This window comes from Kitasatospora sp. NPDC040550 (genome assembly GCF_055594965.1).
The window spans coordinates 68,481-79,683 of sequence record NZ_JBVIWC010000035.1; the positions used below are offsets into that span (position 1 = coordinate 68,481).

The window sequence follows — 11,203 nt, forward strand, 5'->3', positions numbered from 1 at the left end:
GGCCCATGACGACCGAACCCAACGGCCCCGCGCTCGACGCGCTCAACGGCCTCTCCGTCGGTGACGCCCTCGGCGCCCAGTACTTCGTCCCGGAAACCGCCCGGGCCCACTTCGCCTCCCGCACCGAACCGCCCGGCCCCTGGCCGTGGACCGACGACACCGAGATGGCCTGCTCGGTGTACGCCGCCCAGCGCGAACGCGGCGCGATCGACACCTTCGACCTCACCCACGCCTTCGCCCGCCACCACGACTTCGACCGCGGCTACGGCCCGGCCGCCAACCGGCTGCTCCGGCTGATCCGCGAGGGCGGCGACGCCGGGGCCCTGGCCGCCGAACTCTTCGACGGCCAGGGCTCGTACGGCAACGGCGCCGCGATGCGGGTCGCCCCGCTGGGGGCGGCGTGCGCGGGCGACCTGGCGGCCGTCATCCAGCTGGCCGCGCGCACCGCCGTGATCACCCACACCCACCCGCAGGCCGTGGACGGCGCGATCGCCGTAGCGGTGGCGGCGGCCCTGGCGGTCCGGGCCCGGACCGGGGGCACGACGCCGGAGGCCTTCCTGCGCGAGGTGGCCTTCCGCACCCCGCTGGGCGTCGTTCGCGACGGTCTGAACGAGGCCGTCGGCCTGCTCGCCGAGCCGGACCGCGTGCTCGCGGCGAGTGTGCTCGGCAACGGCAGCCGGACCTCGGCCGCCGACACCGTTCCGTACGCCCTCTGGTGCGCCGCCCACCATCTGACCGACTACCCGGCCGCGGTCCGGGCGGCGATCGCGGCCGGCGGCGACATGGACACCGTCGCCGCGATCACCGGGGGAGTGGTGGCCGCCCACACCGGCACCCACGGCATCCCGGCCGCCTGGATGGCCGCCCGGGAACCGCTGCCCGGCTGGGCGTTCCCGGAACCCGGGGCGGTCACCGGCGGCCGGGGCCGCGCGGAGATCCTGGTCCCGCGCCCGCATCCGGTCCCCGAGGTGGAATGGACCGACGAGCAGTGGCAGCGCATCCGGGCCGGGAGGCACACGGACGCCCTGGACGGCCGCTGGGCGGTCCACACCCACGAGGGCTCGGTCAGGATCTGTCGCCCGAACGACGGCCACCCGGTCTGGGAGGTGGTGGTCACGCCGGTCCGCAACGGCTGGCGGCCGGTCTCGGCGGTCGCCGAGACGAGCCACGACCGGTGGCCGGTGCGGCCCGAGGAGCCCCACGGCGCGGCAGTCCTCAGCTGGATCCTGAGGACCGCCGCCACCGGCGAACGGCTCCTGTTCAGGCCGTGATCATCAGCTGCCCGGCGCCGCTGCCGCCCTGTCTAAGACACTCCTGGTTGATCGCCGGATCCGGGGCGCTCGGCGAGGTGGCGGCGGCGATCCGCAGCTCGATGATGTCCCGCACGGCCGGCCACTCGGCGTCCAGGATCGAGTAGAACGCGGTCGAGCGCACCACCCCGTCCAGTCCGCGCGAGTGCGCCCGGCGGACGCCCTCGGAGGTCGCGCCGAGCCGCTCGATGGCAGCCCGGGAGCGCAGGTTGCGGGCGTCCGCGCGCAGCGAGATCCGCTGCACGCCCCAGGTCTCGAAGGCGTACCGGAGCATGAGCAGCTTGGCCTCGGTGTTGATGCCGGTGCCCTGGGCGCGCGGGGAGAGCCAGGTGTTGCCGATCTCGGCGGCGTCCGGGACGGCCGTGGCCGGATCGCCGAACGGCACGCCGGGCACCGGCGGCCACACCATGGGGCCCTGCCAGTAGTCGAGTTCCAGGAACCGGGTGGAGCCGACCACCCGGCCGTCGGCGAGGTTCACCGTCGCGAACGGCAGTGCCCGGCCCGCGGCCTGGTCGGCGAGGGCGCGCGCGATGTAGTCGCGGGCCGCTTCCGGGCCGTGCGGGACGGGGGTGAAGGCGTAGGTCGTACGGTCCTCGGCGCCGGCCGCGGCGATGGCCTCGGCGTGGTGGGCGGCGAGGGGCTCCAACCGAACGGTGCGGCCGGTGAGGAAGACAGGTGCTGGCACGGAACCTTGGTCCTTCATCGGTCGTAGGGCGCAGCCGGCGCCGGGGTGCGGCACTGACTGCGGTGGACGGGGGGTCGCCCCGGCCCGGTTTCCGGCTCCGGGTACCCGTGTGCGCCGGAGGATTCCGGTCGGATGGGGCGGAGCGGGGGCCCGGAACGGGCGGCGAGGGTGCCGGAACGGACACGGATCCTCGGACCGGTCCGGCGGGAAGAGCGAGGGGACAGTGTGCGTCCGCGAAATGGCCGAAGAGGTAACGAGTGCGCGAAGGGAAGCAGGCGGCCAGGTGAAGGCAAGATGCGTCGTGGGTGTCTGCCCGAGCAGCGATCCGGGTCGTGATCGACGGCGTTACGGACGACGTGACGACGACGCGACGATGCGAGGCAGCGAGAGGACGATACCCGCCAGAACGCGGTGCGTCACTTCGCGGCACCCGAATGTCGGCGCGGGCCGTCACCGCGCGCCCCGGACGGGGCTGTTGAACACCCGTGAACAGGGACTTTCCCCCCGGATGCGATCATGGTCCGGAGCGGTCGGTGACGGCCCCCGAGCGTGTCGCCGCGCGGGTCGCGGGGCGGGTCGCGGGGCGGGCCGCCCGCGAGAGCGGTCGGCCGGAACGGGAATTCCCGCGCGTCCCGGCACGCTGGAGAGGACGAGAGCCGGTCGGAGCGGGACGAGCAGAGAACGGGGAAGGGTGCGCGGTGCGAGACTTCCAGGCGCTGTACGAGCTGGATGAGCGGGGCGTGGCCGCCGTGGCCGAGGCCAACGCGGAGCTGCGCGACACCGGCGCCGGCCTGGTGCTGCTCCAGCACTTCGAGGGGTTCATGGACGCCGGCGAGGCGGGCGCCCAGGTGGTGGCCCACCTGCTGGAGACGGGCTCCCCCCAGGTGGTCGCCCGCTTCGACCACGACCGCCTGGTCGACTACCGGGCCCGCCGCCCCGCGATGGTCTTCGACCACGACCACTGGTCCTCCTACGACCCGCCGGAGATCCTGCTCCAGCTGGTCCGCGACGCCGCCGGCGCGCCGTTCCTGCTGCTCACCGGCCCCGAGCCGGACGTCGAGTGGGAGCGCTTCGCGGGCGCCGTCCGCGAGCTGGTCGAGCGCTTCGAGGTCCGGCTCAGCCTGGACTTCCACGGCATCCCGATGGGCGTGCCGCACACCCGCCCGGTCGGCCTGACGCCGCACGGCAACCGGCTCGACCTCGCGCCGGGGTACCCGCAGTGGTTCGAGCAGGCGCAGGTCCCGGGCAGTGCCCAGGCCCTGCTGGAGTACCGCCTGGCCGAGGCCGGGCACGACGTGCTGGGCTTCGCCGTGCACGTCCCGCACTACGTGGCCCGTTCGGCCTACCCGGCGGCCGCCGTGCTGATCCTGGAGGCGGTGCAGTCCGCCACCGGCCTGGTGCTGCCCGGCACCCGGCTGCGCGAGCGGACGGGCGAGGTGTACGCCGACATCGAGGAGCAGCTGGCCCAGGGCGACGGCGAGTTGCGCTCCGCCATCCGTGGGATGGAGGGCCAGTACGACGCGGTCGCGGGCGCCGAGGGCCGGGAGAGCCTGCTGGCCGAGCCGGTCGACCTGCCGTCCGCGGACGAGCTGGGGCGGCGCTTCGAGCAGTTCCTCGCCGAGCACGAACGCGGCGCGGAGTAGCGGGAACGGCGTAACGCCGAGGCACGGCGGGAGTCATCGGCGCCGCCCGTACGTTGAGCGGTGCGGTGCCCGGGGGGACCGGCCGCCGCGTACGGAGCTGCCCGTGACCCGCACCCCCAGGGGGGACGCCATGCCCAGGACCACCCGCCCGACGACCGTCGCGACGGCCCTCTCGGCCGCCCTGCTTCTGGCCGCCCTGGCCGGGTGCGGCGGCGGGTCGGACGGACCGGACGGCGCCGACCGGGGCTTCGCGGGCGCCCTGCCCGGCCGCGCCCCGGCCGGTGCGACCCCGACGCCGACCCCCACCCCGCCGCCCACCGCCCCGTACGTGGCGCTCGGCGACTCGTACACCGCCGGGCCCCGGATCGCCCCGCAGACCGGTGATCCGGCCGGCTGCGCCCGCTCCGGGGTCAACTACCCCTCCCTGCTGGCGAAGGCGCTCGGGGTGGCGCCCGGGCAGTTCCGGGACGTCAGCTGCAGCGGCGCCCGCACCGGGGACCTCAGGAGCCCGCAGAAGACCGCCGACGGCCCCAACCCGGCCCAGCTGGACGCGCTGACCCCGGACACCCGGCTGGTCACCGTGGGCATCGGCGGCAACGACGCCGGTTTCACCGAGGTCGTCACCGAGTGCGCCAAGGCGACCCTGGTCGGCGCGGTGAAGGACCTGGTCGGCGAGGACCGCGCGGCCGCGCCCTGCCGGGAGCACTACGCCTCCGGCGGCACCGACGAGGTACGGGCCCGGGTCGACGCGGCCGGTGAGCGGCTCGGCGGGATCCTCCGGGAGATCGGGCACCGCTCCCCGCGGGCCCGGGTGTACGTGGTCGGCTACCCGGCCCTGCTCCCGGCCGACCCGGCGGGCTGCCGGGCGACCCTGGGCACCACGGTCGCGGCGGCCGACCTCGGCTTCCTCGCCGAGAAGGAGCAGCAGCTCAACGGCATGCTCAAGCAGCGCGCGGAGGCCGCCGGGGCGGTGTTCGTGGACACCGCCGGGCCGTCGGCCGGGCACGACATGTGCGCGGGGGAGGACGCCCGCTGGATCGAGCCGCTGTTCCCGGCCCACGGCCTCACCCCGGTCCACCCCAACGCCAAGGGGGAGGAGGGGGTGGCCGCCGCGCTGCTCAAGGCCGTCCGGGGCTGAGCCGGCCCGCAGCGGGCTCCGCGGTGGGGGCCCGGGGCCCGGTGACCGGACCGTTCGGGTCCGGCCGATCCGCGGGGGCGGGCACCGGCGCGCCTCCCACGGTTCACGCGCCGGTCCGCACGCCTTCGCGCGCGGCACACCCCGCGTGTCGGGGGCGCGGCGTACCGTGAGTGGCATATGGATGACACCACGCACCGCCTCGCCGCCCCGATCCCGTACGACCACGCCGCCGAGGCCCGCTGGGTCCCCGAACCGGACAAGCGTCCCGGCCGCACCGCCTTCCAGCGCGACCGCGCCCGGGTGCTGCACTCCGCCGCACTGCGCCGGCTGGCCGGCACCACCCAGGTGGTCGCCCCGATGCGCAGCGACTTCCCGCGCACCCGGCTCACCCACTCGCTCGAATGCGCCCAGGTCGGCCGGGAACTGGGCGCGGCCCTCGGCTGCGACCCGGACCTGGTGGAGACCGGCTGCCTGGCCCACGACATCGGCCACCCGCCCTTCGGCCACACCGGCGAGGAGGCCCTCGACCAGGCCGCCGAGGCCTGCGGCGGCTTCGAGGGCAACGCCCAGTCGCTGCGCATCCTGACCCGGCTCGAACCCAAGCGCTTCGCGCCGCCGGAGGACCAGCCGGCCTCCCGGCTCGCCCCCTGGCCCGGCCGCAGCGTGGGCCTCAACCTGAGCCGGGCCGCCCTGGACGCCGCCACCAAGTACCCGTGGACCAAGGGCGCCCACCCGACCGACCCGGCGTCGTCCAAGTACGGCGTCTACGCCGACGACCTGCCGGTCTTCCGCTGGCTGCGGGCCGGCTCCCCGGCCGGGCGCAAGTGCTTCGAGGCCACCGTCATGGACTGGTCCGACGACGTCGCCTACTCCACCCACGACGTCGAGGACGGCCTCCAGGCCGGCCACATCGACCCGGCCGCGCTGCGCGCCCCCGGCGAGCGCGCCGACCTGTTCAAGGTCGCCGAGCGCTACGCCCCGGACGCCGAGCCGGAGGAGCTCTCCGCCGCCCTGGACCGGCTGCTCGCCCAGGACATCTGGCCGCAGGGCTACGACGGCACCGCGCGCGCCCGGGCCGGGCTCAAGGACCTCACCAGCCAGCTGATCGGCCGCTTCTGCCTGGCCGCCGAGCAGGCCACCCGCGCCCGCTACGGCCCGGGCCGGCTGACCCGCTACGCCGCCGAGCTGGTGGTGCCCCGGGAGGTCCGGCTGGAGGTCGCGGTGCTCAAGGCCGTCGCCGTGCTCTACGTGATGATGCGCGACGAGCAGGCCCAGCTGCGGGCCCGCCAGCGGATCGTGATCGCCGAGCTGGCGTACGTGCTGAACCAGCGTGCCCCCGAGGGGCTGGACCCGGTCTTCACCGCGATGTACCACGAGGCCGAGGACGACCGCGCCGCCCTGCGCACCGTGATCGACCAGATCGCCACCCTCACGGACGCCTCGGCGCTGGCCCTGCACGGCAGGCTGGTCGGGGCCTCCTGGACCTGACGCCCACCGCACGCGCACCCGGCGCGGCCCCGGCCGGAACCCGGGCCGCCACCCCGGCTCGAAACCCCGGCCGCCCCAGTAGACTTCCGGGGTGGCCGGGCGGATCAGGGACGAAGACGTACAGGCGGTGCGCAGCGCACTGCCGATCGACGCGGTGGTCGGCGACTACGTACAGCTGACCAACGGTGGCGGTGGCGAGTACAAGGGCGTCTGCCCCTTCCACGACGAGAAGTCCGCCTCCTTCTACGTCAACCCCGCCAAGGGCGTCTTCCACTGCTTCGGCTGCCAGGAGAACGGCGACACCATCGCCTTCCTGATGAAGATCGAGCACTTCACCTTCGCCGAGGCCGTCGAGCGGATGGCGGCCCAGGCCGGCATCACGCTGCGCTACGAGGAGGGCGGGTACAGCCCCCGCCACCAGCAGGGCGAGCGGACCCGGCTGGTCGAGGCGCACAAGGTGGCGGCCGCCTGGTACCGGGAGCAGCTGGCCTCGGCGGAGGCGGAGATCGGCCGCCGCTTCCTGGCCGAGCGCGGCTTCGACGAGGAGGCCGCGAAGACCTTCGGGGTGGGCTACGCCCCGGCGGGGTGGGAGCACCTGGTCCGCTACCTGCGCGGCAAGGGGTTCAGCGACAAGGAGATCCTCCAGGGCGGCCTGGCCTCGCAGGGGCAGCGCGGCGGTCTGATCGACCGCTTCCGGGGCCGGCTGGTGTGGCCGATCCGGGACATCGCGGGCGAGGTGGTCGGGTTCGGCGCCCGCCGGCTGCGCGAGGACGACAACGGTCCGAAGTACCTGAACACCCCCGAGACGCCGATCTACAAGAAGTCCCACGTGCTGTACGGCATCGACCTGGCGAAGAAGGAGATCGCCAAGTCGGGCCGCGCGGTGGTGGTCGAGGGCTACACCGACGTGATGGCCTGCCACCTGGCCGGGGTCACCTCGGCGGTGGCGACCTGTGGCACGGCGTTCGCCGAGGACCACATCAAGATCATCCGCCGGCTGCTGATGGACACCTCCCAGTACCGCGGCGAGACGGTCTTCACCTTCGACGGCGACGCGGCCGGCCAGAAGGCCGCGCTGCGCGCCTTCGAGGACGACCAGAAGTTCGCCGCCAAGACCTCCATCGCGGTCAGCCCGGGCGGCATGGACCCCTGCGAGCTGCGGCTGGCCCAGGGCGACGAGGCGGTCCGGCAGCTGATCGACCACCCCGTCCCGCTGTTCGAGTTCGCGCTGAACACGGCGGTCGCCAAGCACCGGGTCGAGACCCCCGAGGGGCAGGCCGCCGCGATGGAGGAGGCCGCCCTGATCGTCGCGAAGATCAAGGACCCGTCGATCCGGCACGGCTACGCGATCCGGCTGGCCGGCATGCTCGGGGTCAACCCGGGCGACGAGCAGTTCGTGGTCCGCCGGATCTCCCAGCTGGCCCGCTGGGAGCGGGAGAAGCAGCAGAACCCCCGCGCCAACGGCCAGCAGCGGCGCACCGAGCAGCCCGTCGCGGCGCCGCGCCCGCCCGCGTTCCGGCTCAACCCGCGGGACCCGGCCCAGTTCGTCGAGCGGGAGCTGCTCAAGCTGGCGCTCCAGCACCCGGACCTGGTCAGCCCGGCCTTCGACCAGTACGGCGACGACGAGTTCCCGACCCCGCCGTACACCGCCGTCCGGCAGGCCATCGCCAAGGCCGGCGGCACCGCGTACGGGGCGGCCGCGCCCGACTTCACCGGCGCGGTGCGCGAGGCCTCCCCGGACGACCAGGTGCGCTCGCTGGTGACCGAGCTGACCGTCGAACCGGTGCGCTCGCTGCGCAAGGCGGACGCGATCTACGCGGGGGAGTTCCTGGTCAAGCTGCGCCTGCTGGCCGTCGACCGGCGGATCGCCGAGGTCCGCGGCTACCTCCAGCGGCTCGGCCACCGGGCGGACGCCGAGCAGCTGCACGCGGTGCAGACCGAGCTGTGGCAGCTCCAGCAGTACGGCGACCAGCTCAAGAGCCGGGGCGCCGCGGCGCTCTAGCGGGTTTCCCGGCGCGGACGGGCCCGGAAGTCCCGCGCAGAAAGTCGGCGCACGAGTCTCGGCCACGGAGCGTGGCGTACCCCACACTGGAGGGCGTCCCACCTCCGTACAGCGCGGGTCCGCCAGAGTCGCGCCCGCCCCGAGGGATGCCCGTGGACCAAGGCCTTGCCGCAGCGACCACCGCCACCAGACGAGCCGAGCCCACCGGACGGGCCGAACCGACCGGACGGGCCGAGCCCACCGGGCCGCCGACCGGGGAGCAGGAGACGGACCACGGCCGGGCCGGGGCCGCGCCCCCGGACCAGCGGGTCCCCGCCCAGGAGCTGCCGGAGGGTCACCCCGACAGCCCGGAGCCGGAGGCCGAGGCCGAGCCGGACCTCGACGACGAGGGCCCGGCCGAGCGCGCCGAGGGCGGCGCCCCGCCCGCCGACCTGCTGCGCCAGTACCTGCGTGAGATCGGCCGGATCCGGCTCCTCACCGCCGCCGAGGAGGTCGAACTGGCCCGCCGGATCGAGGTCGGCCTGTTCGCCGAGGAGCGGCTGAACGGGGACCCGCCGCCGCCCGACCCGCTGGCCGGCGAGCTGGACTCCCTGGTGGTCCTCGGCCGGATCGCCAAGCGCCGCCTGATCGAGGCGAACCTGCGCCTGGTGGTGTCCGTCGCCAAGCGCTACGTCGGCCGCGGGCTGACCCTGCTGGACCTGGTCCAGGAGGGCAATCTGGGCCTGATCCGGGCGGTGGAGAAGTTCGACTACGCCCGCGGCTACAAGTTCTCGACGTACGCGACCTGGTGGATCCGGCAGGCGATGAGCCGGGCGCTGGCCGACCAGGCCCGGACGATCCGGGTGCCGGTGCACGTGGTGGAGCTGATCAACCGAGTGGTCCGGGTGCAGCGCGCGCTGCTGCAGGAGCGCGGCCTGGAGCCGAGCCCGGCCGACATCGGCACCGCCCTGGAGCTCACCGAGGTGCGGGTCCGCGAGCTGCTCCGGCTGGCGCAGGAGCCGATCTCGCTGCACACCCCGGTCGGGGAGGAGGACGACGTCGCGCTCGGCGACCTGATCGAGGACGCCGACGCCGCCTCACCCGCCGAGTCGGCGACCTTCCTGCTGCTGCGCCAGCACCTGGACGCCGTGCTGGCGACCCTGGGCGAACGGGAGCGCCAGGTCGTCCAGCTCCGGTACGGCCTGGACGACGGCCGCCCGCGCACGCTGGAGGAGATCGGCGCGGTGTTCGGCGTGACGCGGGAGCGGATCCGGCAGATCGAGTCCAAGACGCTGGTCAAGCTCCGTGACCACGCCTTCGCCGAGCAGCTGCGCGGCTACCTCGACTGACCGGGCGGGGACACGGACGGGCTCGGCGAGACCTGCTCGGCCGGCGGTGCCTGGGTCGCGCCGTGCGTCGGTTCGGCCGGGGCCGAGGCCGAGTCGCTCGGCGTGGCCGCCGCGGTCCTGGTGCCCGGAGGCGGCGAGGCGGGGCCGATCGGGATCGGGGTGGAGGCCACCACCGTGGCCAGGTCGGTGACGGTCCCGGTGCAGTCGTGCCCGGCCGGCTGGAAGCCGCAGACCTGGAAGCCGACCGAGGGATTGGCCGCGTTCAGCATCGGCGAGTAGTTGTCGTAGCCCCAGTGGATCATCGCGGTCTCGCTGTCCCCGGTGCTGTCGGTGATCACCGCGTAGTCCTTGGGCTCGCCCTCGGTGATCGCCGCCCAGGCGGCCTGGCAGGTCTGGCTGTAGCGGAGGTAGACGACGACCTTGCCGATGACCGCGGTCTGCAGGGTGCGGGCGTCCTTGCCGCAGCCGGTGGTCTTGGGGTCCTTGTGGGCGCAGCCGAGGGCCCGGCAGTCGGGGGCGCCCGCCGCGCCCGCCGTGGCCGGGGCGGGCCGGCCGGTGGCCGAGGTGCTCGGGGCCGGCCCGTCGGCGGCCGAGGCCTGGTCGTCGTGCCGGCTGAGGTGCAGCCCGGCCAGCGCCAGCAGCAGCGCCAGCACGGCCGCACCGGCGACCAGGGCCGCCGGACGGCGCCACCAGGCGACGGCGGGTTCGGCGGTGGGTTCGTCGGTGGGCTCGGCAGTGGGCCCGGCGGCGGCTTCGTCGGCCGGTCCGGCGGTCGGGCCGTCGGTGGGTTCGGCGGTCGGCGTCGGCTCCGCACTCCGGTCCGTGGGCTCCCCGGCCCGGTCTGCGGGCTCCAGGGCCACGGCCTCCTGCGCCACGGCCTCCTGGGCCACGGGTTCGGCCGCCCGCTGCCGGAGCCGGCGCAGCACCACCGGGTCGCAGTCGACCGCCCCGATCAGCGCCTCCAGCGCCTGCTCGGTGACCACCCGCTTGCCGTTCAGCCAGCGCTCCCAGGAGGCCCGGCTGTAGTGGGTCCGGGTGGCGAGCTCGGACAGGGACAGTCCGGCGGTGTCCTTGAGCCTCCGGAGCTCCTCGGCCAGCAGGCGAGCGGGCTCGGACAGCTCCTCGGGCAGGTCCTTCCAGGCGGAAGCCAACGTGGTCCTCCATGAGTCGCGGGACGGGACGACGGTGGGACGGGGCGGGAGGTGCGCGCCCGGTCCGGCCGTTCGGCGTCTCCTCGTTCTCCAACCTCAGCGGCCCGGTGTCCCAAACTCCAGGTCATGGCGTTGAGACGGACGGAAGTGTCTCACAACCCCCCGGAACCATCGAACAGTCATGCGCTCGTCGTGCAGAGTTCTCCCTGCCGGTGCCTTCCACCGCCCGGCCGTTTCGTTCGGGCCCCGGCCGGTCGGCCGTGGTCGGCCCGTACGGAGTCCCGGATCCCCCACCGGTCGTGGCAGCCTCACGGGGGGAGGCTGCCCCGACCGACCGGGACCACCCGGTGGGAGGGCGCTTCCCCTGCGCCCTCCCACCGCGGGGGGGGGGGGGGGGGGGGGGGGGGGGGGGGGAGGGAGGGAGAGGGGGGGGGAGGGGGGGGGGGCGAAGAGAGGGA

Annotated in this window: 8 protein-coding genes; 6 read left to right on the forward strand and 2 right to left on the reverse strand. The window is 75.0% G+C overall.

From position 1 onward, the window contains the following. The first annotated feature begins 5 nt into the window (after positions 1–5). Positions 6–1,271, forward strand: coding sequence for an ADP-ribosylglycohydrolase family protein (locus ACZ58X_RS35755; protein WP_470337741.1), 1,266 nt, complete (start codon positions 6–8; stop codon positions 1,269–1,271). Here the strand turns inward: ACZ58X_RS35755 and ACZ58X_RS35760 are convergent. Further along, positions 1,261–1,995, reverse strand: a complete 735-nt coding sequence (locus ACZ58X_RS35760; RefSeq protein WP_470337742.1) for a GNAT family N-acetyltransferase — start codon at positions 1,993–1,995, stop codon at positions 1,261–1,263. The genes ACZ58X_RS35755 and ACZ58X_RS35760 overlap by 11 nt on opposite strands. A 698-nt stretch (positions 1,996–2,693) precedes the next feature. Here ACZ58X_RS35760 and ACZ58X_RS35765 point away from each other — a divergent pair. From ACZ58X_RS35765 to ACZ58X_RS35785, 5 genes are all read left to right on the forward strand, one after another. After that, positions 2,694–3,638 carry a PAC2 family protein gene (locus ACZ58X_RS35765; protein WP_470337743.1) on the forward strand — a complete coding sequence of 315 codons (945 nt, stop codon included), beginning with the start codon at positions 2,694–2,696 and terminating at the stop codon, positions 3,636–3,638. A 130-nt stretch (positions 3,639–3,768) separates the two neighbouring features. Continuing rightward, on the forward strand, positions 3,769–4,776 hold the full coding sequence (locus ACZ58X_RS35770; RefSeq protein WP_470337744.1) for an SGNH/GDSL hydrolase family protein: 1,008 nt from the start codon (positions 3,769–3,771) through the stop codon (positions 4,774–4,776). Positions 4,777–4,953: 177 nt separating this feature from the next. Next, positions 4,954–6,264, forward strand: a complete 1,311-nt coding sequence (locus ACZ58X_RS35775) for a deoxyguanosinetriphosphate triphosphohydrolase (protein ID WP_470337745.1) — start codon at positions 4,954–4,956, stop codon at positions 6,262–6,264. Positions 6,265–6,355: 91 nt separating this feature from the next. Then, positions 6,356–8,266: a DNA primase gene (gene dnaG, locus ACZ58X_RS35780; protein WP_470337746.1), complete on the forward strand. Its 1,911-nt coding sequence runs from the start codon at positions 6,356–6,358 to the stop codon at positions 8,264–8,266. Positions 8,267–8,412: 146 nt separating this feature from the next. Further along, positions 8,413–9,594 (forward strand): RNA polymerase sigma factor, encoded by a 1,182-nt coding sequence (locus ACZ58X_RS35785; RefSeq protein WP_470337747.1) that lies wholly within the window; start codon positions 8,413–8,415, stop codon positions 9,592–9,594. Here ACZ58X_RS35785 and ACZ58X_RS35790 read toward each other — a convergent pair. Then, entirely contained in the window at positions 9,582–10,745 is a 1,164-nt protein-coding gene (locus ACZ58X_RS35790; RefSeq protein WP_470337748.1) for a helix-turn-helix domain-containing protein, read from the reverse strand. The two genes, ACZ58X_RS35785 and ACZ58X_RS35790, sit on opposite strands and share 13 nt — an antisense overlap. Positions 10,746–11,203 lie beyond the last annotated feature (458 nt).

Excerpts from the sequence above, each read along its gene's own strand:
- ACZ58X_RS35755 (WP_470337741.1), top strand. The coding sequence starts at position 6 with ATGACGACCGAACCCAACGGCCCCGCGCTCGACGCGCTCAACGGCCTC.
- ACZ58X_RS35770 (WP_470337744.1), top strand. The coding sequence starts at position 3,769 with ATGCCCAGGACCACCCGCCCGACGACCGTCGCGACGGCCCTCTCGGCC.
- ACZ58X_RS35775 (WP_470337745.1), top strand. The coding sequence starts at position 4,954 with ATGGATGACACCACGCACCGCCTCGCCGCCCCGATCCCGTACGACCAC.
- ACZ58X_RS35785 (WP_470337747.1), top strand. The coding sequence starts at position 8,413 with ATGCCCGTGGACCAAGGCCTTGCCGCAGCGACCACCGCCACCAGACGA.